This is a genomic window from Nonomuraea composti (assembly GCF_012034275.1).
In the GTDB taxonomy this organism is placed as follows: domain Bacteria; phylum Actinomycetota; class Actinomycetes; order Streptosporangiales; family Streptosporangiaceae; genus Nonomuraea; species Nonomuraea composti.
This window is the reverse complement of the sequence record NZ_JAATEP010000009.1, coordinates 182,137-206,116: the sequence shown is the minus strand read 5'-3', so window position 1 is coordinate 206,116 and position 23,980 is coordinate 182,137. Positions and strand designations below refer to the sequence as shown.

18 protein-coding genes are annotated in these 23,980 nt (G+C 72.4%); 10 read left to right on the top strand and 8 right to left on the bottom strand.

Features of this window, described 5'->3' with window-relative positions:
• Positions 1 to 41 precede the first annotated feature (41 nt).
• The 6 genes from HCN51_RS15500 (at position 42) to HCN51_RS15475 (ending at position 7,977) form a co-directional block, all read left to right on the top strand.
• The gene (locus HCN51_RS15500; protein ID WP_206067040.1) at positions 42 to 1,505 is read left to right on the top strand and encodes a zinc ribbon domain-containing protein; all 1,464 of its coding nucleotides are present in this window, start codon (positions 42 to 44) and stop codon (positions 1,503 to 1,505) included.
• The gene (locus HCN51_RS15495) at positions 1,505 to 3,331 is read left to right on the top strand and encodes a serine/threonine protein kinase (RefSeq protein ID WP_168010310.1); all 1,827 of its coding nucleotides are present in this window, start codon (positions 1,505 to 1,507) and stop codon (positions 3,329 to 3,331) included. Before HCN51_RS15500 ends, HCN51_RS15495 begins: the two co-directional genes overlap by 1 nt.
• A gap of 80 nt (positions 3,332 to 3,411) precedes the next feature.
• Positions 3,412 to 4,068, top strand: a complete 657-nt coding sequence (locus HCN51_RS15490; protein ID WP_080041301.1) for a response regulator — start codon at positions 3,412 to 3,414, stop codon at positions 4,066 to 4,068.
• A 77-nt stretch (positions 4,069 to 4,145) separates the two neighbouring features.
• Positions 4,146 to 6,302 (top strand): DUF6421 family protein, encoded by a 2,157-nt coding sequence (locus HCN51_RS15485; RefSeq protein WP_168010309.1) that lies wholly within the window; start codon positions 4,146 to 4,148, stop codon positions 6,300 to 6,302.
• Positions 6,299 to 6,928 (top strand): SDR family NAD(P)-dependent oxidoreductase, encoded by a 630-nt coding sequence (locus tag HCN51_RS15480; RefSeq protein ID WP_168010308.1) that lies wholly within the window; start codon positions 6,299 to 6,301, stop codon positions 6,926 to 6,928. Before HCN51_RS15485 ends, HCN51_RS15480 begins: the two co-directional genes overlap by 4 nt.
• Positions 6,925 to 7,977: a threonine aldolase family protein gene (locus HCN51_RS15475; RefSeq protein ID WP_206067039.1), complete on the top strand. Its 1,053-nt coding sequence runs from the start codon at positions 6,925 to 6,927 to the stop codon at positions 7,975 to 7,977. Before HCN51_RS15480 ends, HCN51_RS15475 begins: the two co-directional genes overlap by 4 nt.
• Before the next feature lie 3 nt (positions 7,978 to 7,980).
• On the opposite strand, the gene HCN51_RS15470 is transcribed toward HCN51_RS15475, so the two are convergent.
• Together HCN51_RS15470 and HCN51_RS15465 are read right to left on the bottom strand one after the other, a co-directional pair.
• Positions 7,981 to 9,396 (bottom strand): phytoene desaturase family protein, encoded by a 1,416-nt coding sequence (locus HCN51_RS15470; protein ID WP_346433657.1) that lies wholly within the window; start codon positions 9,394 to 9,396, stop codon positions 7,981 to 7,983.
• On the bottom strand, positions 9,393 to 10,028 hold the full coding sequence (locus HCN51_RS15465; RefSeq protein WP_346433656.1) for a DUF305 domain-containing protein: 636 nt from the start codon (positions 10,026 to 10,028) through the stop codon (positions 9,393 to 9,395). The genes HCN51_RS15470 and HCN51_RS15465 overlap by 4 nt, the downstream gene beginning before the upstream one ends.
• A gap of 145 nt (positions 10,029 to 10,173) precedes the next feature.
• Here HCN51_RS15465 and HCN51_RS15460 point away from each other — a divergent pair, with 145 nt between their 5' ends.
• Positions 10,174 to 10,887, top strand: coding sequence for a thioredoxin-like domain-containing protein (locus HCN51_RS15460; RefSeq protein ID WP_080041296.1), 714 nt, complete (start codon positions 10,174 to 10,176; stop codon positions 10,885 to 10,887).
• 58 nt (positions 10,888 to 10,945) lie between these two features.
• Here the strand turns inward: HCN51_RS15460 and HCN51_RS15455 are convergent, their stop codons facing one another.
• Together HCN51_RS15455 and ald are read right to left on the bottom strand one after the other, a co-directional pair.
• Positions 10,946 to 11,443, bottom strand: coding sequence for an EF-hand domain-containing protein (locus HCN51_RS15455; RefSeq protein WP_168010306.1), 498 nt, complete (start codon positions 11,441 to 11,443; stop codon positions 10,946 to 10,948).
• A 91-nt stretch (positions 11,444 to 11,534) separates the two neighbouring features.
• Entirely contained in the window at positions 11,535 to 12,650 is a 1,116-nt protein-coding gene (gene ald, locus HCN51_RS15450; protein WP_080041294.1) for an alanine dehydrogenase, read from the bottom strand.
• 150 nt (positions 12,651 to 12,800) lie between these two features.
• Here ald and HCN51_RS15445 point away from each other — a divergent pair, with 150 nt between their 5' ends.
• Entirely contained in the window at positions 12,801 to 13,763 is a 963-nt protein-coding gene (locus tag HCN51_RS15445) for an excalibur calcium-binding domain-containing protein (protein ID WP_168010305.1), read from the top strand.
• On the opposite strand, the gene HCN51_RS15440 is transcribed toward HCN51_RS15445, so the two are convergent.
• Genes HCN51_RS15440 through HCN51_RS15430 form a run of 3 tightly spaced genes read right to left on the bottom strand, consistent with a single transcriptional unit; the run spans position 13,760 to position 17,687 of the window.
• A complete protein-coding gene (locus tag HCN51_RS15440) occupies positions 13,760 to 15,145 on the bottom strand; it encodes an NCS2 family permease (protein WP_168010304.1) in 1,386 nt (461 codons plus the stop codon). The genes HCN51_RS15445 and HCN51_RS15440 overlap by 4 nt on opposite strands.
• 54 nt (positions 15,146 to 15,199) lie before the next feature.
• On the bottom strand, positions 15,200 to 15,433 hold the full coding sequence (locus HCN51_RS15435) for an EF-hand domain-containing protein (protein WP_080041291.1): 234 nt from the start codon (positions 15,431 to 15,433) through the stop codon (positions 15,200 to 15,202).
• A gap of 25 nt (positions 15,434 to 15,458) precedes the next feature.
• Positions 15,459 to 17,687, bottom strand: coding sequence for a molybdopterin cofactor-binding domain-containing protein (locus tag HCN51_RS15430; protein WP_240972851.1), 2,229 nt, complete (start codon positions 17,685 to 17,687; stop codon positions 15,459 to 15,461).
• Between the two features lie 94 nt (positions 17,688 to 17,781).
• Between HCN51_RS15430 and HCN51_RS15425 the strand changes: the two genes are divergently transcribed.
• Entirely contained in the window at positions 17,782 to 19,383 is a 1,602-nt protein-coding gene (locus HCN51_RS15425) for a helix-turn-helix domain-containing protein (protein WP_168010303.1), read from the top strand.
• Here the strand turns inward: HCN51_RS15425 and HCN51_RS15420 are convergent, their stop codons facing one another.
• On the bottom strand, positions 19,384 to 22,149 hold the full coding sequence (locus tag HCN51_RS15420) for a BTAD domain-containing putative transcriptional regulator (protein ID WP_168010302.1): 2,766 nt from the start codon (positions 22,147 to 22,149) through the stop codon (positions 19,384 to 19,386).
• Between the two features lie 496 nt (positions 22,150 to 22,645).
• Between HCN51_RS15420 and HCN51_RS15415 the strand changes: the two genes are divergently transcribed.
• Positions 22,646 to 23,971: a helix-turn-helix domain-containing protein gene (locus HCN51_RS15415; RefSeq protein ID WP_206067037.1), complete on the top strand. Its 1,326-nt coding sequence runs from the start codon at positions 22,646 to 22,648 to the stop codon at positions 23,969 to 23,971.
• Positions 23,972 to 23,980 lie beyond the last annotated feature (9 nt).

Here is a 23,980-nt window from a genome sequence, read left to right as displayed (position 1 = left end):
GTGATTGGGAACCTGGTCCTATTCCAGTGTTTGGAGCGGAGATGGCGCGCCTCACAGCTCTTGCCGGTGGCGCCGCGGTGGCACTGGTGCTCATCGCGACGCCGGTCGCGGCCCACGAGCATCCGAGCGGGATCACCGACCTGGTGACACCGGCCGTGGTGCGGCTGGAAGCCGTGTCCCATGTGAAGATCACCCTGCTCGATCACATCGGCGAGCTGAAACACGTGGACCGTTCCTACACCCTGCCGTTCGCGGCGGGCACCGGCACGGTCATCAACCCCGACGGCACGATCGTGGCACTGCGGCGCCTGGCGGTGAACCCCAACGACGTCGCCGTCTACGCCGCCAACAAGATCTTCGCCGAGCACCACAAGGTGAAGATCCCCGAGGACTACGCCAAGCACCACGTCTCCGACGACCTGCTCGACCACCACCTCCAGGAGTGCTACGACGTCGGCAGCGACACCGCGACCTGCATCGTCAGCGTCACCACCGAGATCACCGCCTTCCCCAACGTCTCACCGGCCAGCCCCGACGGCTACAAGGTCAAGTGCATCAAGGCCGGCCCCGATCCCGACAGCCCGGCCGTGCTGGTGCCGCTGACCCCCGCCACCGGCGGCGTCGGCATGCCGACCGCGCCGCTGGCCGACAAGGTGCCCGAGCAGGAGGGGGCGCCCACGAACGTGGCCGGCTTCCTCGGCCGGCCCGGCCCCAACGTGAAGGAGACCGTCGAGATCGCCCACCTGGGCAAGGGCGGCGTGGCGGGCGGCGCGGGCAGGCCGTTCGCCGACCCCGAGAAGAAGACCGACGAGCCGGTCAAGCTGGGCGGCCTGGCCGACAAGGGCCTCGTCGGCGCGCCGGTCATCGGCGACAAGGACGGCCACGTCATCGGCCTGCTCGTCGGTGGCGGCAAGGACGGCAAGATGATCGGGGTCAAGGAGGTCACCGCCGTCCTCGCGGCCGCCAAGGTCGTGCCGCGCCGGGGCGCGATCGACACCGCCTTCGAGGCGGCCCTGACCCGCTACCACACGCAGTACTACACCGAGGCCGCGCCGGGCTTCCAGCGCGTGCTGGAGCTCTATCCCGGCAACGTGGTGGCCGCGACGCTGCTGAAGACCTCGCTGGCCAAGCGGGGCGGCCCGGAGGACCAGGGCACCAAGAAGGTGTCGGGAGAGTCGGGGAAGTCCACGCCGCTGTGGCCGTACATCGCGGCGGCGGCGATTCTCTTCATCGCCGCCGGGGGCGGCGCGTATCTGCTGTGGCGCCGCCGCACTCCTGAAAGACAGACAGAACTGCCACAGCCGCTGGCGGCCGGTCCACCGCTCGACGACGGTGCCAACCAGACCGTGGTCGTGCGGCGGTCCCAGCCGTTCCAAGTGGTCCCGCAGCAGCAGCAGGTGATGACCGCGCCGGACCCGGCCATCAAGTACTGCACCTCGTGCGGTATGAGGCTCGGACCGGCGCACCGCTTCTGCGGCTACTGCGGCCACCCCATCGAGACGTGATGCCATTGAACGAAAGATCGCTCATCGGCCAGGAGGTGGCCGGGTACTACATCGAGGACATCGTCGGCAAGGGCGGCATGGCCGTCGTCTACCTGGCTCTCGACCCGAGGTTGAGCCGCCGGGTGGCGCTGAAGATCCTCAACCCGGTGCTCAGTGTCGACGACAGGTTCAGGCAGCGGTTCATCCTGGAGTCCAGGACGGTCGCCAGCATCGAGCACCCCAACATCATCCCCATCTACGAGGCGAACGCCGACGCCGACGGCGTCCTGTACATCGCCATGCGGTACGTGGACGGCCTCGACCTGCGCCGCCTCATCTACGACCGCGGGCCGCTGCCCATCGGCCAGGCCAACCAGATCTTCGCGCAGGTGGCCGCCGCGCTCGACGCCGCCCACGCCCACGACCTGATCCACCGCGACGTCAAACCGGCCAACATCCTGCTCGCCGGCGACCACGTCTACCTCACCGACTTCGGCATCACCAAGCACCGCTCGTCGATCTCCGGGCTGACGCAGACCGACCAATTCATCGGCACGCCCCGGTACATGTCGCCCGAGCAGATCAACAAGGAGCACATCGACGGCCGGTGCGACCAGTACGCGCTGGCCTGCGTGGTCTACGAGGCGCTGTCGGGACGGCTGCCGTTCCAGCGCGAGAACGACATCGCGCTGCTCTGGGCGCACCTGGCCGAGCAGCCGGCGCCGCTGTCGCAGCTGCGTCCCGAGCTGCCCGCGCAGGTGGACGGCGTGATCATGCGCGCGCTGGCCAAGTCGCCCGAGCAGCGGTACGCGACCTGCACCGAGTTCGTGACCGCGCTGCGCGATGCGATCAGCGGGCGCCAGTACAACCAGCACGACCCCTTCGCCGACCCCTTCGCCGACCGGTTCGGCGGGCTCGGCTCCGGCCCTGGTCCCGGCCCTGGCACGGGGCCGCTCGTGCCGCCTCCTGGGCAGAGCCCGCACTCCGGGCCCCATCCCGTGCAACGGCGGGGCGCCCACGCCGCCCCGGGGCCGGGCCCGGGCTCGGGCCCGCACTCCCTCCCCGGCGCAGGATCGGGCTCGGGGCCGCACTCCCTCCCCGGGGCAGGATCGGGCTCGGGCCCGCGCTCCGTGCCCGGGGCCGTGCCGGGCGGTGCGCCGCAGTTCGCGGCCTCGTTCACCCAGGCCCCAGGGGTGGCGGGGCAGGCCACGCGGGAGCCGGGCGGCGCCGCCAGGGCCAGGCGCCCCGGCCGGATCCCGATCGTGGCCGCCACGCTGGTGGCCGCCGCCGCCGCGCTCGCGCTGGTGGCGTTCGTGGTGCTCGGCAACCGCGCCGACACCTGGGCCACCTACAAGACCAGCACCGCCGCCCCGCTCACCTTCGACTATCCCGGCGACTGGACGGTACGCACCCACCAGGACCTGTTCGCCGTGGCGTCCCCGTACGCCCCCGAGTTCGAGGAGCTGTTCGTCTCCGGCCCCGGCGCCGACTGGTCCAAGGTCAAGGAGATCGTCAACAGCGACCCCGAGGGCGTCGCCGGCGTGTACGTCCAGGTCTCCGACACCCTCGACGCCGGCGGCACGGCGGAGATGATGAAACCGAAGATGGAGGCCCTGCTCCCCGGCCAGGTCGATCTCAACAAGCCCGTACAGGACCAGGCGGGCAGCAGCCCCGCCACCCGCTTCGACGGCTCCCTGCACGACCCGGCCAGCGGCGCCCGGCTCGGCTTCGTCAGCTACGTCATCGACCGCAAGCCCAAGAGCATGCTGATCATGTACTTCTGCGGCAAGACCACCTGCGACGACGCCACCCAGACGAGGATCAGGCAGAGCGTGCGCCTGTCCTGACTTGGAACTCACTTGCGTACGGCTTGGCGAGGCCGTTCGCGCGGTGTTCAAGTGCGCCACCTGGCGTCTAACCTCCGCGTGTGGGCATTCGCATAGTCATCGCCGACGATCAGGCGATGGTCAGGGCCGGGCTGCGCATGGTCGTCGAGAGCGACCCCGGCATGGAAGTCGTCGGGGAGGCGGCCGACGGGCGCGAGGCCGTCGCCGTGGCCAGGCGCGCCCGGCCGGACATCGTCCTCATGGACATCTCGATGCCCCGGCTCGACGGGCTGGCCGCGGCCAGGGAGCTGCTCGACACCCCGGCGCCGCCGAAGGTCATCACGCTGACCACGTTCGACACCGACGAGAACCTCTACGCCGCGCTGCGCGCCGGCACCAGCGGGTTCCTGCTGAAGGTGTCGCCGCCGGAGCAGCTGCTGGAGGCGATCAGGGTGGTGCACGCCGGTGACGCGCTGCTCGACCCGGCCGTGACGAGCCGGGTGATCGCCACGTTCGCGGGCCGCGCCGAGCCCGTGCCGTCGCCGGCGCTGGCCGAGCTGACGCCGCGCGAGCTGGAGGTGCTGCGGCTGCTGGCGCGCGGCCTGACCAACGCGGAGATCGCCAGGGACCTGTTCGTGGGGGAGGCCACGGTCAAGACGCACGTGGCGCGGGTGCTGATGAAGCTGTCGCTGCGCGATCGGGCGCAGGCCGTCGTGTTCGCGTACGAGACGGGTGTCGTACGCCCTGGGGCGGCCTAGCCGGGAGGGACTAGCGGGGCAGGCCGGGTATGTGTGTATATTTTCCTGCGTAAGGCGGCAGATGCAGGAGAAATTTCATGCGATCGTTCCCCCGGGTCCTGTTCGACGAGGCTCACAACGAGTCGTGGACCATCCGGCGCGAGCTGGCCGAGTCCGTCAACCCCGCCCATCCCGACGACACCAGCTACGCCCGCGCCGCCGCGCTGCTGCGGCACCTGGGGCACACGGTCACCGCCCACACGGCCGGCCCGCTCGGCCCCGAGACGCTGGCCGAGCAGGACGTCCTCGTGATCGCCCACCCCTCGGACGAGCGGTGGGAGCGCACCACCGGGCAGGGCGGCCCCGTCTTCACCGCCGCCGAGCTGGACGCCGTCGAGGCGTTCGTGGCGGGCGGCGGCGGGCTGGTCGTGCTGGCCGAGGAGGAGCAGGACAAGTACGGCAACAACCTGCGCGAGCTGCTCGCCCGCTTCGGGGTGGACGTCCGGCACACCACCGTGCGCGACCCCCGCCACGCGCACCAGGGCGTGGCGACCTGGGTGCTGGGGGAACGTTCCAGCGGCTCCGGGCTGCTGGCCGGGGTGCGCACGGCCTGCTTCTACCGTGCGGGCACGCTGGTCGCCGACGGGGCGGACGTGCTGTTCGCCACCTCCGCCGACGCCGACCCGGCCGGCGAGCCGCTGGCCGTCGCGCTGCGGCACGGGCGGGGGCGGGTCGTCGTGTTCGCCGACTCCGACCTGTTCGGCGACGACTCCATCGAGGACCACGACCACCGCGCCCTCTGGCGCAACGTCGTCACCTGGGCCGCCAGGCTCCCCGCCGACGACGACCGCACGAGCGCGGCCCGCGACGCGTCTCACGGCGACGCGTTCCACGGCGCGGCGCGCGACGAGGCAAGCGGCGCGGCGGCGAGTGACGAGGCAAGCGGCGCGGCGGCGAGTGACGGCAAGGCGGCGCTGTTCGCCCGCCTGAAGGCGGCCGTCGAGGAGTTGCGGCCGCTGCAGGTCAAGGACGGCTCGGTGCCGGCGGAGTCGAAGGGCCGGGCCAAGGAGCTGGTGGCGGAGATCGCCGACAGGGTGGGCGAAATATCGCCATATTTCCCCCACGACACCGCCTACCTCCAGGCCGTCCAGGCGGACCTGACCAAGTGGGCGGAGCAGGACCTCGGCGTGCCCGACTTCCTCGACTCGCTCGACCTCTTCCACCCCGACACCCAGCGCGTCGACGGCCTGGAGCACGTCGTGGTGTTCCCCATGTACACCCAGAACGGCAACCCGTCCCGCAACCTGGAAGCCGTCTGGATCCGCATCATCTGGCCCGCCTGGCTGGCCGAGCTGGAGGCGGGCGGGTACGACAACCCGATGTTCGTGCCGATCGCGTTCGAGGACTTCACCTCCGGCTACGACACCCACTCGGCCGTGCTCTTCCCGGAGACGGTGGCGGTGCGGCAGGCGCCGGCGCGGTTCACCTGGGGCGGGATCTTCGCCGACCGCGAGGCCGCCAGGTTCCGGCGGGTGGCCGGCGCCGCCGTGGAGACGCTGCGGCTGGACCTGCCGCCGGACGCCGAGCGGCTGCTGGCCTCGCAGCGGCTGGCGCAGGACACGTTCGTGCTGTGGGACCTGGTGCACGACCGCACGCACAGCCACGGTGACCTGCCGTTCGACCCGTTCATGATCAAGCAGCGGATGCCGTACTGGCTGTACGCGCTGGAGGAGCTGCGCTGCGACCTGACCGCGTTCGGCGAGGCCGTCGAGCTGGAGCGGCGCGGGGTGCCGTACGCCCGCTACGTCCAGCTCGCGATCCTGTTCGACCGGCTCTTCCGGTTCCCCGTAACAGGGGAGCGGGTGCGCAACTACGACGGGCTGGGCGGCCAGCTCCTGTTCGCCTACCTGCACCGCAACGACATCGTGCGCTGGACCGACAACCGGCTCTCGATCGACTGGGAGCGGGTCGCGGACGGGGTGGCCGACCTGCGCGGGGAGGTCGAGAAGCTGTATCGCGACAGCATCGACCGCTCCAAGCTGGCGCACTGGCTGGCGGCGTACGAGCTGGTGAGCGCGTACGTGGCCGCGCACCCGGCCTCGACCTGGGCCAAGGGCGTGGCGGCGCTGCCGGAGGAGCAGAAGGCCAAGGTGGACGCGGTGCTGCCGGACGAGTTCCCGCTCAGCATGTTCTACGAGGCACTGCGCCGTAAGCTGACGGACGTGGTCGAATCGACTAAGGGACTCCGAGCATGATCATTTTGGTGACCGGGGCCGGCGGGCCTACCGGTGAGGCCGTGTCCGGATATTTCCGGAAACTGGGTCACACGGTGATCGGCGTGGACAAGCAGGACGTGGACCTGCTCGACCGCGCCGCCGTCCAAGACCTGGCCGACCGCGTCGAGCGCGAGCACGGCCGCGTGGACGGCGTGGTGCACCTGGTGGGCGGCTGGCGCGGCGGCGCCTCGTTCGCCGAGACCAGCCTCGACGACTGGGACGTCCTGCACGACCTGCTGATCCGCACCCTCCAGCACGTCTCGCTGGCCTTCGAGCCGCTGCTGCGCCGCAGCGACAACGGCCGCTTCGTGATCGTCTCCGCCCAGGCGGCGCGGCAGCCGAGCGCCGGCGGCGCCGTCTACGCGGCGGCCAAGGCGGCGGCGGAGGCGTGGACGCTCTCCCTGGCCGACGCGCTCAAGGGCACCTCCAGCGCGGCGACCATCCTCGTCGTCAAGGCGCTGGTCAACGACGCCATGCGGGCCGCCGAGCCGCACCGCCGCTTCCCCGGCTTCACCGACGTCAACGACCTGGCGGCGGCCATCGGCGGCCTCTACGACCGGCCCGCCGAGCAGATCAACGGCACACGATTGGACCTCACTTCTTGAACCCCCGGCACGACCCCCGGCTCAAGGCGTTCGCCAGCGACAACTACGCCGGGGTGCACCCCGAGATCCTCCAGGCCATCGTCTCGGCCAACGGCGGCCACCAGACCGCCTACGGCGACGACGTCTACACCGAGGCCATGCAGGAGGTCTTCCAGCGGCACTTCGGCGAGCAGGCGCGGGCGTGGCCGGTGTTCAACGGCACCGCCGCCAACGTCGTCTCCCTGCGCTCCATGACCGCGCAGTGGGAGGCGGTCATCTGCGCCGAGAGCGCCCACATCAACACCGACGAGGGCGGCGCCCCCGAGGTGGCGGGCGGCATCAAGCTGCTCACCGTCCCGACGCCCGACGGCAAGCTCACCCCCGAGCTGATCGACCGGCAGGCGTGGGGCTTCGGCGACGTGCACCGCGCCCAGCCGAAGGTGGTCTCGATCTCCAACACCACCGAGCTCGGCACCGTCTACACCGCCGAGGAGATCGCCGCGATCTGCGCGCACGCCCACGACCTGGGCCTGCTCGTGCACCTCGACGGCTCCCGGCTGACCAACGCCGCCGCCGCGCTCGACGTCCCCATGCGGGCGCTGACCACCGACGCGGGCGTGGACGTCCTCTCCTTCGGCGGGACGAAGATCGGCCTCATGTACGGCGAGGCCGTCGTCGTGCTCAACCCCGACGCCGCCACCGGCGTCGACTACCTGCGCAAGACGTTCATGCAGCTGTCGTCGAAGATGCGGTTCGTCTCGGCGCAGTTCGAGGCGCTGCTCGCGGGCGACCTGTGGCTGCGCAACGCCCGCCGGGCCAACGAGATGGCGCGGCGGCTGGCCGAGGCGGTCGGGCGCATCCCGGGCGTGCGGGTGGCCAGGACGGTCGAGGCCAACGCCGTGTTCGCGGTGCTGCCCGAGGACGTCGCGGCCCGGCTGCGCAAGCGGTTCAGGTTCTACGACTGGACGGACGGGGAGGTGCGGTGGATGTGCGCGTTCGACACGACGGAGCAGGACGTGGACGCGTTCGCGGCCGCCCTCGCCGAGGAGATGGCCGACACCCGCCGCTGACGATCAACGGACGGGGCGGCGCAGCGCCAGGCGGGCGGCCTGCCAGCCGCCCATGCCGTGCACGCTCGGCCCCGGCGGCGTCGAGGACGAGCAGAGGAACACCCCCGGCAGCGGGGTGCGCCACGGGGCGGGCGACCAGACGGGGCGGCGCAGGAACTGCGTCAGGCTGGTCAGCCCGCCGCCGAGGTCGCCGCCCACCAGGTTGGGGTTGTCCGCCTCCAGCGCCGCCGGGCCCATGGCGTGCCTGGCCAGCACCCGGTCGCGGAAGCCAGGGGCGTAGCGCTCGATCTGGGTCTCGATGGCGTCGGTCAGGTCGGCGCCGCAGCCGTGGGGGACGTGGCAGTAGGCGTACAGCGTGTGCCCGCCGCGCGTCGGGTCGGCCGCGTACGGCTGGACGAGCAGCACGTACGGCCGGGGTGAGACCCGCCCGGCCGTCGTCTCGGCCTCGCTGAGCGCGATCTCCTCCAGCGTGCCGCCCAGGTGCACGGTGCCCGCCGACGCCACGGCGGGGTCGCGCCACGGCACGGGGCCGTCGAGCGCCCAGTCCATCTTGAACACGCCGGGCCCGTAGCGGTAGCGCTCCAGCCGCCGCCGGTAGCCGGCGGGCAGGTCGGCCATCGCGAGCAGCTGCCGGGGCGTCACGTCGAGCACGACGATCGGCGCGTCGAGCTCGGCCAGCCGCCGCACCCGGTGCCCGGCCACCGCCTCGCCGCCCAGCGACCTGAGCTCGGCCACGAGCGCGTCGGCCAGCACCTGCGAGCCGCCCCGCACCACCGGCCAGCCCACCAAATGGGCCAGCGCCGACAACACCAGCCCGTAGCCGGCCGAGATGGGGGCGCGCAGGTCGAGCATGGAGTGGGCGGACATGCCGGCGAGCAGCGCCCGCGCCTCGGCGGTGCGGAAGGCCGCGCGGGCGAACGTGGTGGCGGGCAGCGCCGCCGCCGCCCCGAACCGGGCCGCCTGCGCGAACACGCGAGGCCGGGCCGGCCACGGCCCCAGCGGCTTGAGCAGCAGGTCGACCAGCGGCAGCCCGGCCCGCACCGCCGCTCCCACGGTGGCCAGCCACGCGCGCCGGTCGCGGCCCAGGCCGGCGGCGGTGCGCCGCACGTCGCGGTGCACGAGCATGGCCGGCCGCCCGTCGAGCGGGTGCGCGGCGGCCAGGGGAGCGTGCGCGAACTCGACGCCCTTGAGCGGGCCCAGCTCGCGAAAGGCAGGAGAGGCCAGCGCCATCGCCATCACGGTCGCGCCCAGGTCGTGCACGTGCCCCGGCAGCGTCACCTCGCCGGACCGCAGCCCGCCGCCGAACCGCTCGGCCGCCTCCAGCAGCAGCACCTCGCGCCCGGCGCGGGCCAGCAGGACCGCCGCCATCAGGCCGTTCGGCCCGGAGCCCACGACGACCGCGTCGGCGCCCACCGTCACTGGCTCTTCAGGATGGACGGGTAGGGCTGCGCCCCGCGCTGCCTGAGCAGCTCCGTCATGAGCTTGATCTCCCCGCTCTGCCCGTCGACGATCTTCTGCGCCATGCTGACCACCTCGCTGCGCGTGGACAGCTTCAGCAGCCCCTCGGCCATCTGCACGCCGCCTTCATGGTGGCGGATCATGAGCTGCAGGAACAGCACCTCGGCCTGCGTGCCCTGCGCCTGTTTCAGCTTGGTGAGCTCATCCGGCGAGGCCATGCCCGGCATGGACCCCGAGGTACCGGGCGTCGCGGACGGGGCGGCGGCGCCGTGCCCGTGGCCGCTCATCCAGGCCATCGGCCGCTGGTCGGTCGCCTGGCTCAGCTGCCACTGCTGCAACCAGCCCAGGAACATGCCGCGCTGGTTGGACTGGGTGTTGATGATGTCGAAGGCCAGGTTTCTGATCTCCCTGGCGGGCCCCTTGTCCCTGATGATGAACGCCATGTCGACGGCCTGCGCGTGATGCGCGGCCATGTCGCGGGCGAACCCGGCCTCGGGCGAGGCGTCGCCGGGCGTGCCATCGCGGCCGAACAGCAGGAACGCGGCCACGGCGAGCACGAGCACGCCGCAGACGATCAGAACGGGTTTCCTCACCGGCTTTTCCATGGCCGCTCCAGCGTACCCACCTGCGGGCCCATAGGTGAGCGGGGCCGTGATCGGACCCTTATGCCGCTCTTATTCTCCGCATACGCCCGGAGGGCATAGGGTGACCCGGAGTTGGTACGCCGATGGAGGAGCGATGACGAAGGAGAAGGCGCAGGCGAGGCGCGAGCACCTGCAGAAGTTGCGGGCCGAGCAGAAGCGCAAACAACGCCGCGCCGCACTGCTGATGTGGGGCACGGGCGGGCTCATCATCGTGGTGCTCGTCGGCGTGGTCGGCTTCTACCTGGTCAACCAGGCCAGGCAGACCTCGCTGGACGCCGTGACCAGCGTGAAGTACGAAGCCGGCCAGCACGTGTGGAAGAGCGTCTCGTACAAGGAGACGCCGCCGGTGGGCGGTGAGCACAACAACTACTGGCAGCAGTGCGCGATCTACGACAAGCCGATCCACAACGAGCACGCCGTGCACTCGCTGGAGCACGGCGCGGTCTGGATCACCTACCGGCCCGACCTGCCGAAGGCGCAGATCGACAAGCTGAAGGAGGTCGCCTCCTCCACGGGCCAGCAGGACTACATGCTCATGAGCCCGTTCCCCAACCTGCCGTCCCCGATCGTGATCTCCTCCTGGGGGCACCAGCTCAAGCTGACCGACCCGGCCGACCCGAAGATCGGGGCGTTCATCAAGCGCTATCAGAACGGGCCCGACACGCCCGAGCCGGGCGCCACCTGCGGCGGTGACGACGCGATCACCACCACGGCCGACCAGGCGCCGCTGCCGCCCGAGCCCACGGGCCAGCCGCAGACGCCGATGGAGACCCTGGCCCCGTCGGCCAGCCCGTCCCAGCAGCAGTAACCGCACGAGCGCGTCAGGGCCCGGCCCCCGCCGGGCCCTGACGCGTTTCTTCGTGAGGTCAGGCTCCGCCGATGAGCAGGCCGTGGCGGGCGCGGGCGAACTCCTCGAACGAGATGCGCCCGTCGCCGTCGGTGTCGGCCTCGGCGAAGACGGTGGCGAGGTCGGTGCCCGGCCGGCTCCACAGCGAGCGGAACTCCTCGGCGCTGATCCGGCCGTCGCCGTCGCGGTCGGCCAAGGTGAACGTGGCCCTGGAGATGGGCGCCAGCACCGCCTCCAGCGCGCCGGTGCGGACCAGGATCTCGAAGGAGCGGACGTACTCCTCCTTGCTGATGCGCCCGTCGCGGTCGGTGTCGAGGGCGCGGGCGTGGGTGTCCCAGGCGTTGAGGAACGCGTCGATGACCGCCTCGCCGTCGGGCGTGTCCGGCCGCACGCCGGTCCGCTGCAGCCGCTGCTGGGCCAGCGCCATGTAGTCGTACCGGGTCAGGAAGCCGTCGCCGTCGGCGTCCAGGTCGTCGAAGTTGCGCTCGGCGCTCTCACGGAAGGTCGGCAGGGACATCACCACTCCGTTCATTACGGTGAGTAGCTGATCGCTACTTAGCGTAACTCCTGGGTCACGGGATGCCCAGAGGGACGGCAAAAACGGCCGGTCAGGCGAGCACGTCCGCGGGCGCCGTCCACTCCAGCCCGTGCGCCTCGGCGACCGGCCGGCTCGTCAGGCGGCCCTCGTGCGTGTTCAGGCCGAGCGCCAGCGCCGGGTCGGCGCGCATCGCGCGCTGCCAGCCCAGGTCGGCGATCGCCAGCGCGTAGGGGAGCGTCACGTTCGTCAGCGCGAACGTCGAGGTGTGCGGCACCGCGCCCGGCATGTTGGCCACGCAGTAGAAGAGCGACTCGTGCACCCGGTACGTCGGCTCCTCGTGCGTGGTCGGCCGCGAGTCGGCGAAGCAGCCGCCCTGGTCGATCGAGATGTCCACCAGCACCGAGCCCGGCTTCATCCGGCTGACCAGGTCGTTGCTCACCAGCTTCGGCGCCTTGGCGCCCGGCACGAGCACCGCGCCGATGACCAGGTCCGCCTCCAGCACCGCGCGCTCGATCTCCAGCGTGTTGGACGCGACGGTCTGGCAGTGGCCCTGGTAGATCACGTCGGCCTGGCGCAGCTTGTCGATGTTCATGTCGAGCAGCACCACCTCGGCCTGCATGCCGAGGGCGATGGCGGCGGCGTTCATGCCGGAGACCCCGGCCCCGATCACCACGACGTGCGCCGCGCGCACCCCGGACACCCCGCCCATGAGCACGCCCCTGCCGCCCGCCGAGCGCATCAGGTGGTAGGCGCCCACCTGCGGCGCCAGCCGCCCCGCCACCTCCGACATGGGCGCCAGCAGCGGCAGCGCGCCGTTCGGCGTCTGCACCGTCTCGTAGGCGACCGCGGTGCAGCCCGACTCCAGCAGCGCCCGCGTGCAGGCGGGCGAGGCCGCCAGGTGCAGGTACGTGAACAGCACCAGCCCCTTGCGCAGCCGGTGGTACTCCTCCGCCTCGGGCTCCTTGACCTTCATCACCAGGTCGGCGGCGCCCCACAGCTCGTCGGCGTCGGGGACCAGCACGGCCCCCGCCGCGGCGAAGTCGCCGTCGGGGATGGCGGAGCCGGCGCCGGCGTCGCGCTCGACCAGGACCTGATGGCCGTGGCGGACGAGCTCGTGCACCCCCGCGGGGGTCAGCGCCACTCGGTATTCGCTGTTCTTGACCTCTCGGGGCACACCGACTTTCATGCCGTCACTCTTCCCGGCGAACGGAGGTTTCCTCCTCCATTCTTCCTCCGGTCTCGCCGTCGGGCGCGGATCGTCCGGCGGATTACCCCGCTGCGCCTTCTCCTCGATAGGCTCACCGGCAGCCCGAACGTCAGAATGGGATCGTCATCGATGGACAAGCCGGAAGAGCCGCCAGCCGCGGACCCGGGGGAGCCGACCGCCAGCAGACTCACCACCATCGTGCTGATCGTCTCGCTGGTGCTCGTCGTGCTCATCGCAGGCGTGCTCGGCACGGTCGCCGTCCTGATGACCAGGAGCCCCGACACGCCGCTGTTAGGCGGCGCGCCCCCGCGCTACCTGTCCGTGCCCATCCACTTCGCTCCCGTCAGGGAGACCAAGCCCGCGCCGTGCCCCGGCGACCCGGCCGTGCTCGACCAGGCGCAGACCACCTGCTACCTGCTGGAGGACGGCGTGACGATCAGCGCCGTGCAGCGCATCGAGTCGCTGCGCGAGGACGACGGCCTGTACTCCGTGCGCATCGCGGTCGCGCCGGCGTTCAAGGACAAGCTCGCGCAGCTCATCGACGAGCTGGCGCCCGCGCAGGAGGCGGTCGCGATCGTGCTCGCGCCCTCCCAGGCCGACCAGCCCAAGACGGTGCTCGCCGCGCCCATCGTGACCCAGCCGATGGACGGCGACAGCGTGAGCATCGCCGGCTTCACCAAGCAGGACGCCGAAGCGCTGGTTGCCCGCCTGCTGGGCACCTCGCCGAGCCCCGGCACCGGCACCACGCCGCCCACCGGCCAGCCCACGACCCCGCCGACCGGCCCGCCCGCCACACCCCCGACCGGCGCCCCCACCAGTGGTCCTACAGGCGGCCCCACGGGTGGCCCAACAGGTGGCCCTACGGGTGGCACTGTCGGCACGCCGGGTACGCAGCAGACCGGCACCGGCACGACCGGCACCACGGCACCCGCCACCGGCGGGCGGGGCGGGCTCGACAAGCGGTACGCGAGCTGCAAGGAGGCCGTGGCGGCCGGCGACGGGCCCTACTACAAGGGCACGCACGAGGAGTACTCCTGGTACACCGACGTCGACAACAACGGCGTGGCCTGCAACAGCGGCGACATCCGCTAGGCGAACAGCTCCTCCAGCCAGTCGATGCCGAAGTAGGCGAGGAAGACCAGCGAGACCACCCACAGCAGCCAGGGGATCTCCGAGAAGCGCCCCCTGACCGCCTTGATGAGCGTGTAGACGATGACGCCGGCGCCCACGCCGTTCGTGATCGAGTACGTGAACGGCATCAGCGCGATCGTCAGGAACGCCGGCACGGCCAGCTCCAGATCGTCCCATGGCACGTTCCTGCTCTGCATCATCATCAGCGCCCCGACCAGCACCAATGCCGGCGCGGCCGCGGCGGCCGGCACCACCGCCGCCAGCGGCGTGAACAGCAGCGTCAGCCCCAGCAGCGCGCCCGTCACCACGCTGGCCAGGCCGGTGCGCGCGCCCTCGCCGACGCCGGCGGCCGACTCGACGAAGACGGTGTTGGCCGAGGCGCTGGCCGCGCCGCCCACCATGCCGGCCACGCCGTCCACGGTCAGGATGCGGCCCAGGCGCGGCACCCGGCCCTGCGCGTCCACGAGGCCGGCCTCGTCGCTGACGCCGATGATCGTCCCCATGGCGTCGAAGAAGCCCGACAGGACCAGCGTGAACAGCACCACCGTGGCCGTCAGCGCACCCGCCCGGACGAACCCGCCGAACAGGTCGAAGTGCCCCACCAGCCCGAAGTCCGGCGCCGCGACCAGCGACTCGGGCACGCGCGGCGCGACCACACCCCAGGAGGCCGGGTCGATGGTGGTGACGGTGTTGACCAGGATGGCCAGGGCCGCGGTCACGGCGATGCTGATGAGGATGGCGGCCGGGACGCGCCGCACGTACAGGAGGATCATCAGGAGCAGGCCGAAGCAGAAGACCGCGACCGGCCAGCCGGTGAGGTGCCCGGTCGCGCCGAGCTGCACCGGCGTGCCCGAGCCCGACGCGACGAAGCCCGCGTCCACCAGGCCGATCAGCGCGATGAACAGGCCGATCCCGACGCTGATCGCGTGCTTGAGCGCCAGCGGGATCGCGTTCATGATCAGGGTGCGCAGGCCCGTGACCGCCAGCACGATGATCACGAAGCCTTCCAGCACGACCAGGCCCATCGCCTGCGCCCACGTCATGTGCGGGGCCGCCTGGTAGGCGACGACCGCGTTCAGGCCGAGCCCGGCGGCCAGGCCGAACGGCGCGTTGCCGACGAACGCCATCAGCAGCGTCGAGATCGCCGCCGCCAGCGCCGTGGAGGTGGTCAGCTCGCCGATTGACAGCCGGGCGCCCGTGACGTCCTTGGCGCCCGCGAGGATGATCGGGTTGAGCAGGATGATGTAGGCCATGGCCATGAACGTGGTGAGCCCGCCACGCACCTCACGGCCGACGGTGGTGCCCCGCCCCGTCAGCTCGAAGAATCTGTCGAGCACCGCCATTCCCCCCGTCGTGATCAGGGGGAATGCCGGGTTGCCTACCCCGCGGGGGCGGGGTTACGCCTTCTCGTGGCGGCCGTGACCCACCAGGGCGACGAACTCGTCCAGCTTGATCGTGCCGTCGCCGTCGCTGTCGGCCGACCGGATGAACGCCTCGATCTCGGCCTCGGACGCGCCCTGACCGCCCAGCGCCTCGTTCGCCTGCCTGATCTCGTCGGCGGTCAGCAGGCCGTCGCCGTCGGTGTCGAAGCGCCTGAACTCCGCCTCCGCCGCCTCGCGCGCGCTTGCCATCGGATGCCCCCTTGTCTAGCCCTTGTCATGCCAGGCCCTGTCCCGGTGGGTCGCTGACCTGCGAGGCCGCAGGGGCGGAATGAGCCTGGCCCTTGTCGAACAAGGCGATATCTTCCGGCCTAATCGGAACGCGAGTCAACCGAAGTCCCGTAGCCGCTCTGACGGCGGCGGCGATGGCCGGGGTGGAGGACAGGGTCGGGGGCTCGCCGGCGCCGCGGAGGCCGTACGGGGCGGCCGGGTCGGGATTCTCCAGGACTTTGAGGTTCATGGGCGGCATGTCGAGGACGGTGGGGATGAGGTAGTCGGTGAACGACGGGTTCAGCACGCGCCCGTCCCGGACCTGGATCTCCTCCATGAGCGCCAGCCCGAGCCCCTGCGCGGAGCCGCCGTGGATCTGCCCCTCCAGCGCCTGCGGGTTCAGCACCCGCCCGACGTCCTGCACCGCCGCCAGCTCCACCACCTTCACCAGCCCGAGCTCCACGTCCACGTCCACGACCGCCCGGTGCACGCACAGCGCGAGCTGCGTGTGCGAGTCGCCCTGGCCGGTCAGCGGGTCCATGGGGTACGTCGGCCGGTGCCGGTACTCGCGCGTCTCCTCGATCGGCCCGAACCGGGCCAGCGCCTCCTCCGGCGCCAGCCCCTCGAACCGCTTGCGCACCGCCTCGCAGGCGGCCTTGACCGCGCCGCCCGTGACGTACGACTGCCGCGACGCCGACGACGAGCCCGCCGAGCCGACCGAGGTGTCGGCGGTGGCGACGGTGACGTTCCGGATGCCGAGCTCGGTGCGGGCGATCTGGGCCTGCACGGTCACCAGACCCTGCCCGACCTCGGCGGCGGCGGTGTGCACGGTGACGTGCGGCTCGCCGCCGATGAGCTCGGCGCGCACCCGGGCGGTGGAGTAGTCGTCGAAGCCCTCGGAGAAGCAGATGTTCTTGATGCCGACGCCGTAGCCGACGCCGCGCCGTACCGACTCGCCGTGCGTGGTCTGGGAGACGCCGCCGGGCAGCCCGCGCAGGTCGTCGCCGGTCCTCTCGGGCGGGAGCGGCATGGCTTCCAGGTCGCGCAGCATCTCCGCGAGCGGCGCCGGCGCGTCGATCACCTGCCCGGTGATCAGCCGGGAGCCCTGGGAGACGGCGTTGCGCACCCGGATCTCGACCGGGGACAGGCCGCACGCCTGCGCCAGCCGGTCCATCTGCGACTCGTAGGCGTAACACGCCTGCACCGCGCCGAAGCCGCGCATCGCGCCGCACGGCGGGTTGTTGGTGTAGACGCCGGTGGCGTCCACGCGCACGTTCGGCACCTCGTACGGGCCCACGCCCAGCGACGCCGCGTTGCCCACCACGGCGGGGGAGGAGGAGCAGTACGCGCCGCCGTCGAGCAGGATGTCGGCCTTGACGTAGACGAGCTTGCCGTCGCGGGTGGCGCCGTGCTCGTACCGCATCAGGGCCGGGTGGCGGTGCACGTGGCCGAAGAACGACTCCTCACGCCCGTACACGATCTTGACGGGCCGGTTCAGGCGCAGCGCCAGCATGCAGGCGTGCACCTGCATCGACAGGTCCTCGCGGGCGCCGAACGCGCCGCCGACGCCCGCCAGCGTCAGGCGCACCTTGTCCGGCGGCAGTCCGAGGCAGGGCGCGAGCTGGTCGCGGTCCACGTGCAGCCACTGGGTGGCGATGTAGAGGTCCACGCCGCCGTCCTCGGCGGGCACCGCCAGGCCGGACTCGGGGCCGAGGAACGCCTGGTCCTGCATGCCGACCTCGTACTCGCCGGTCACGACGACCTCCGCCTCGAACGTGTCGCCGCGGCGTACCGGCTGGTGGCGCACGAAGTGCTGCGACCGGCGGGGGTCGGTGATGGCGGGGCGGGGCTCGTACGCGACTACGATGGCCGCCGCCGCCCTGCGGGCCGTCTCCGGATGGTCGGCCGCCACCAGCGCGACCGGCTCGCCCTGGTAACGCACCTGGTCGATGGCCAGCACCGGCTGGTCCTTGTGCTCCAGGCCGTAGTACTTCTCGCCCGGCACGTCCTCGTGCGTCAGCACCGCCCGCACGCCGGGGATGCGCAGCGCGGGGCTCACGTCGATCGAGCGCAGCCACGCCGACGGGTGCGGGCTGCGCAGCGTCGCGCCCCACACCATGCCGTCCAGCCACAGGTCGGAGGCGTAGGCGAACTCGCCGGTCACCTTCAGCGTGGCGTCGGGCCGCCGCGCGCTCTCCCCGACACCGTGAAGGACCGCGTCAGACGTCTGCGTCATCCTCCGAGTAGAGCACCGCGGCCTGCGCCGGCCTATCCGCGCGACGTCAAATCGTGGTCATCGGATGAAACCTGCGGCTTGTACATTCCTACAGGTGCGCATCTCCGACCTGCTGGCCATCGACGATCTGCGCCTGAGGCTGCTCACCGGCGACGCGGCCCGCGAGTTCAGCACCGTGCACATCACCGACCTGCCCGAGCCCGGCCGCTACCTGGGCGGCGGCGAGCTGGTGCTGACGGGGCTGATGTGGTGGCACGAGCCCGGCGACTCCGCCCGGTTCGTGGCCGCGCTGGCCGAGGCCGGGGTGGCCGCGCTCGGCGCCGGGCAGGCGTGGCTCGGCCACGTGCCCGACGACCTCGTGGCCGCCTGCGCCGGCGCCGGGCTGCCGCTGCTGGAGGTGCCGGTCGAGGTCTCGTTCAGGACGCTGGCGGAGACGGTCGTGCCCCGGCTGGCCGGTGACGTGCGCGACGCGCTCGGCCGGCACCGCAGGCTCGTCGCCGCCATCGCCGAGGGCGCCGACCTGCGCGAGCTGTTCGAGCTGACCGCGGCCGAGCTGGGCGTCACCGGGGCCGTGGTGTCCGCCTCCGGCGAGGTGATCGTCGGCGCGGCCGGCGACCCGGAGCGCCTGGCCAAGGCGTACCTGACGGCGCCGCGCCTGCCGGTCAGGGTCGGCGCGCACACGATCTTCCCCGTCGGGCGCGGCCACCGCGCCGCCGGCTGGGCGCTGGTCTGCGACGGCGACCTCATGGACCGGGCCGACCTCGGCTACGAGCTGGCCGCCTGCGTCGGCCTCGAACGCAGCCGCATGGAGGAGGGCCGCAGGGTCGAGCGCCGCCTGGCCGAGCAGCTCGTCGTGGCCGCGCTGGGCGAGGCCGGGGTCGCCGAGCTCGACGCCAGGCTGCGGACGTGCGGGGTGGGCGCGGCGGAGCCGTACGCGATCGTGAACGTCACCGCCCCCAGGCCCGGCGCCACCCGCGGGCCCGACCCCGCCACGCTCGGCGGCCGGATCGTCGAGGAGCTGCTCGGCCGCGAGATCGTGGCGGCGGCCGGCGCGGACGCCGCGATCGCCGTCGTCCCGCTGCGCGCGGGCACCACCGCCGAACCGTCCGATCGGCTGCGCGCGGGCACCACCACCGGGCCGGCCGGCCGTCTGGGCGGGAGCACTACCGGTGGGCCGGTCGACCGGCTGGGCCTGGGCAGCACCGCCGAGCTGGCCGAGCGGTTGCGGGCCGGTGCGAGCGTGCTGGCCGCGCTGCCCGACACCCGCCTGTGCGTGGGCGTCAGCGGCGCGCTGAGCGGCGCCGCCGCCGTCAAGGGCGGCGTGGAGGAGGCCGGGCACGCCCGGCGCCTGGCCGAGGCGAGGGGCGGCGGGGTGGTCACCAGCGACGAGATCTACACGCACGCGCTGCTGCTGGCCACCGTGCCCGGCGACGTGCGCCGCTCGTTCGCCGCGCGGCTGCTGTCGCCGCTGCTCGACTACGACCGCAGGCACCAGTCCGAGCTGGTCCGCACGCTCGGGATCTTCCTTGACTGCGCCGGCTCGTGGAACGCGTGCGCCGAGCGGCTCCACGTGCACGTCAACACCGTGCGCTACCGGGTGCGCCGGATCGAGGAGCTGACCGGCAGGGACCTGTCCACGATGGCCGACCGCGTCGACTTCTTCCTGGCGCTCAGGGACACCGCCCCGCCCCGCTGATCACGCGTGGACCGACCGCTGGGCCAGCGCGTCGCGCTCCTCGGTGGCCCGCTGGAGCCAGTACGCGCTGCCCATCCGCTCGGCCAGCACGAGCGCCTCGATGCTGTACCGGGTGGCCTCACCGGTGCGGCCGAGCAGGCGGCAGGCGCGCGCCAGCCGGACCAGGCAGCTCACCTCGGTCATCTTCATGCCGATGGCGCGGGCCGGCTCAAGGGTGGCGGTGAGCACGGCCAGGGCCTCGTCGGGCCGGCCCAGCTCCAGCAGCACGTCCCCGCGCGCCACCGCGAACTCGGTCTGCCGCAGCGTGTCGCCCGCCTGGTCGGCCATCGCCGCGCCCTCCTCCAGCGTGCGCACGGCCTCCTCCAGCCGCCCCAGGCCGATGCAGGCCCGCGCCGCGACGAGCAGGGCGTAGCGCTCGCCCGGCCCTGATGCGATCTCGCGGGCGATCACGCGCTGGGCGAGCGCGTGCTCCAGGGCCTCCGCGCTGCGATCCCACTTCAGCAGCGTGCCGGCCAGGTTGCCGTGCGCGCGCTGCTCGTTGAAGCGGTCGCCGAGCAGCCGGGCCAGCCGCAGGTGCCCCTCGTGCTGCTCGTAGCATCCGGCCCAGTCGCCCTTGAGGTACAGGCCCGTGGCCAGGTGGGCGTGCGCCTCCATGGTGATGACCTGATCGCCGAGCCGCGCGCCCGTGGCGAGCAGCCGCTCGCCCAGCGAGATCAGGCCCGCCACCCGGTACGCGCCCTGCTGGTACCACCACAGGGCCAGGCCGATGCCCGCCCCGGCCCGGGCGATGTCGTCGTCCGGGTCCGCCATCGCCTGGTGGGCGGCGGCCAGCAGGGTCGCCTCCTCCGTCCTGAGCCAGGCGCGCGCCTCCTCCGCGCTGTCGAAGCCGCGCCCCCGGGCGTCCAGCTCCGGATACAGGCAGTGCACCCGGTGCGGATCGCTGGTGAGGGCCGCGGCCCGCGTCGACTGGGCGTAGTAGCCGATGGTCCGCTTGAGCGGGGCGATCCGCTCGCCCGGCGGCAGCAGGTCGGCGGCGAAGAGCCGGACGAGATCGTGCGGGTGGTAGCGGCCCGGCTCGCCGGGGTCGAGCAGGTGGGCGTCGCAGAGCCGTTCGAGCGCGCGCTCGACGTCGAACGGCGCCCCGCCGGACAGCGCCGTGGCCGCCTCCACGGTCACGTCCGGTACGTGCAGCAGGCCGAGCAGGGCCAGCAGGTGCGCCGCCTCGCCGTCGATGTCGCGGGCGCTGCCGTTGAGCGCGTTCCAGCTCGCCGCCAGGCTCGATCGCACGGCCAGGTCGCCCGACTCCAGCTCGCGCAGCCGGCGCCGCTCGTCGGTGAGCCGCGACGTCAGCGCGCCCACCGTCCAGTCGGGACGGTCGATCAGCCGCGCCCCGGCCACGCGCAGCGCCAGCGGGAAGCCGTCGCAGAGCCTGATGAGCCGGGTGGCCTGGTCGAGCTCGGCGGCGACCCGGTCGGCGCCCACCAGCTTGGACAGCATGGCGGTGGCCTCCGCGTCGGAGAGCGGCTGCAGGCGCAGCTGCACGCAGTCGTCGCCGGCCGCCAGCGACTCCCTGCTCGTCACCAGCACCGCGACACCCCGGGGCGCCGAGATGAACGGCTTGACCTGGGCCAGGTCGGCGGCGTTGTCGAGGACGAGGAGCAGCCGCCCGTCCTGCAGCTTGCTGCGCCACAGGGCGGCGGCCTCGTCCTCGTCCTCGGGGACGGAGCTGTCGGGCGTGCCGATGCCGCGCAGCAGCCGGCTGAAGATCTCGTGGGTGGACAGCCGGGGGACGTTCGGGGTGCCCCCGCGCAGGTTGACGTAGAGCTGCCCGTCGGGGAAGCGCTCCCGCACCAGGTGGGCGACGTGCACCGCCAGCGCCGACTTGCCGACCCCGGGCGGGCCGCAGATCACCACGAACGGGTGCGGCGGCTCGTCCCCCCACGGGTCGAGCAGGGACTTCAGCCGGACCGTCTCCCGCGTCCGGCCGACGAAGACCATGAGGTCGCCGGGAAGCTGCCGCGGGACCGTACGGGACGGGGCCGCCGGCGGTTCGTCACTGGCCAGGACCACGCCGTGCGCGCGGCGCAGGCCCTCGCCTGGGTCGATGCCCAGCTCCTCGGCCAGGGTGGAGCGGGCCTGCTCGAAGACCGTCAGCGCCTCGGCCTGGCGCCCGCAGCCGTGCAGGGCCAGCATGAGCAGCTCGTACGGGCGCTCCCGCAGGGGATGGCGGTGCACCAGGTCGTAGAGCTCGGAGAGCGCTTCCTCGGGGCGGCCGAGCCGCAGGAGGGTGTCGGCGCGGGCCTCCAGGGCCGTCAGATGGAGCTGTTCGAGGCGGGCACGCTCGCTCTCGGCGAAGGGCCCGGGCACCCCGCTCAGCGCCGGGCCGCGCCATAACGCCAGCGCCTCGCCGAGGTCGCGTAAGGCGCCGTCGAGATCGCCGGACCTGCCGCCCTGCGCCGCCGCGTCGAGCCGGGCGGCGAACACGTGCGCGTCGACCCGCGAGGGGTCGAGCCGCAACAGATAGCCGCCCGACGAGCGGGACACCATGCTCGGCGGCTCGCGCCTGCCGCGGCCGGGCTCGAACGCCCGCCGCAATCCCGCGATGTAGGTGTAGACGCTCTGCGTGGCGCTGGCGGGAGGGGTCTCTCCCCACAGCCCTTGGATCAGCTGGCCCAGGGTGACCACGCGGCCGGCACGCGTGGCGAGCATCGCCACGATGGCCTGCTGGAGAGGCGGACCCAGATCGATCTCCGCATCACGGAACACGCCGCGGACCGGGCCCAGAAGACCGATGGTCAGATCGGCTGCCAGAGGACGCTCATGATCGTGAGTCGGATCCACGTAGGGAGCTTAGTCCCGACAGCGACGGCGCAGAGAGAGCGAAGCCGTCATATAGAGGGAATGTAGATGCGGCGACTAGGCTGGGTGCCGCGTGGGGCCGAGGTGCGGGGCCGGTCGCGCGCGCCCCGACTGATCAGCTGCTCAGGCCGGCCTGGACGACAGGTGAGGGGCCTGACAGACCCCTTACCTGCCAGACCATCGCTGTCACGAGCACGGTGTGCGGTCGTGCCCGTCGAGCCACCTCAATTCACCCGGCTCAGCAGCAGCCGATGTCCGCCGTCGCGCTCGAGAGGGAGCTCGAGAGGGAAGACGTCGAGGCACTTGCCGCCGTACCATTGCCGGCAAGGGCTACCGCGGTGCCGATCGCGGCAGCCAGGATTGACAGGGCAATGCGCATGCGCATGGGGGTTCTCCCTCGCCTATGTGGGTTGCTCGGATTTCATCTTCTCAGGGAGCGGCAGCTGTGACCACATCTGACCTAGTCGGACTCCGTATCAAGACGGTTCGGCGGCAACGCGGCCTGTCGCAGGCACAGCTGGCACATCCCGAGCTGTCGGACAGTTACGTCTCGTTGATCGAGAGCGGTAAGCGTACCCCCACCCCTGCGGTCTTGGAGCTCCTCGCCAACAAGCTCGACTGCTCGCTGTCCTACCTGATCAACGGTGTCACCGCCGAGCAGATGGAGGACATCGAGCTCGCTCTCGGCTACGCGCGGCTGGCACTCGAGAACGGCGAGGTCGCCGAGGCCCGCACCCGCTTCGCGGAGCTCCTGGGAAACAGTAACTTGGCAGGTTTGACATCGCTTCGTCAAGAAGCCGAGTTCGGCCTGGCGCTCGCCACGGAGGCCGCCGGCGATCTCGCGCAGGCGATCTCCATCCTGCTCAAGCTGCGCGAGGAGGAGCTGTCGCCCGAGCGCGCCATCGAGGTGGCCGTGGCGCTGTGCCGCGCCTACCGCGAGAGCGAGCAGCTCAGCGAGGCCGTCGAGGTGGGCGAGCAGTTCCTCGGCGGCAACGCCCGCCAGCCCTGGAACGATCTGCTGGTCGAGCTGGCCGCCACGCTCCTCATGGCCTACTCCGAGCGCGGCGACATGCTGCGCGCCCGGCAGTTCGCCGCCGAGCTGCTCAACGCGGCCGACGCGCTCGGCACCCCGCGCTCCATCGTCGCGGCCAACTGGAACGCCTCCATCATCGCGCGCGTCACCGGCCACACCGACGAGGCCGTGACCTTCATCGAGCGCGCCCTGGCCGTGCAGATGGAGCACGGCAAGCCGCGCAACACCGCCCGCATGCGGCTCCAGGCCACCCGCACGCGGCTCAGGACCGGCGCCCAAGACCCGGTGAGCGCCCGCGAGGCGCTGCGGGCCGCGATCACCGAGTTCGAGCAGACCTCCACCAGCACGATCGACGAGGCCACCCTCTACCTCGAGCTGGCCTGCGCCGAGTACATGAGCCACGACCTCGACAGCGCCGCCGAGCACGCGAGCACCAGCCGGAGCATGCTGCCCGCGTTCGGCCACGTGGCCGGGGCGGAGGCCAACCTGCTGCTGGCCCGCATCTACGGCGCCGTCGGCCGCGTGGAGGAAGGGCGCGAGTACGCCGCCGCCGTCGAGAGCTGGCTCTCGCCGCTGCCCGACGCCCGCCGCTCGGCCTCCCACTGGTACGCCACCGCCGAGACCATGGAGCAGCTCGGCGACACCGACGGTGCCGTCGGCGCCTACCAGCGGGCGCTGGCCTGCGCGGGATTGTAGGGCCGCGTT

Bases quoted from the DNA above. Each gene is read 5' to 3' on its own strand.
- HCN51_RS15435 (WP_080041291.1), bottom strand. From the start codon at position 15,433: ATGGCAAGCGCGCGCGAGGCGGCGGAGGCGGAGTTCAGGCGCTTCGAC.
- HCN51_RS15495 (WP_168010310.1), top strand. From the start codon at position 1,505: ATGCCATTGAACGAAAGATCGCTCATCGGCCAGGAGGTGGCCGGGTAC.
- HCN51_RS15430 (WP_240972851.1), bottom strand. From the start codon at position 17,687: ATGACGCAGACGTCTGACGCGGTCCTTCACGGTGTCGGGGAGAGCGCG.
- HCN51_RS15445 (WP_168010305.1), top strand. From the start codon at position 12,801: ATGGACAAGCCGGAAGAGCCGCCAGCCGCGGACCCGGGGGAGCCGACC.
- HCN51_RS15485 (WP_168010309.1), top strand. From the start codon at position 4,146: ATGCGATCGTTCCCCCGGGTCCTGTTCGACGAGGCTCACAACGAGTCG.
- HCN51_RS15460 (WP_080041296.1), top strand. From the start codon at position 10,174: ATGACGAAGGAGAAGGCGCAGGCGAGGCGCGAGCACCTGCAGAAGTTG.
- ald (WP_080041294.1), bottom strand. From the start codon at position 12,650: ATGAAAGTCGGTGTGCCCCGAGAGGTCAAGAACAGCGAATACCGAGTG.
- HCN51_RS15415 (WP_206067037.1), top strand. From the start codon at position 22,646: ATGTGGGTTGCTCGGATTTCATCTTCTCAGGGAGCGGCAGCTGTGACC.
- HCN51_RS15500 (WP_206067040.1), top strand. From the start codon at position 42: ATGGCGCGCCTCACAGCTCTTGCCGGTGGCGCCGCGGTGGCACTGGTG.
- HCN51_RS15480 (WP_168010308.1), top strand. From the start codon at position 6,299: ATGATCATTTTGGTGACCGGGGCCGGCGGGCCTACCGGTGAGGCCGTG.
- HCN51_RS15455 (WP_168010306.1), bottom strand. From the start codon at position 11,443: ATGTCCCTGCCGACCTTCCGTGAGAGCGCCGAGCGCAACTTCGACGAC.
- HCN51_RS15440 (WP_168010304.1), bottom strand. From the start codon at position 15,145: ATGGCGGTGCTCGACAGATTCTTCGAGCTGACGGGGCGGGGCACCACC.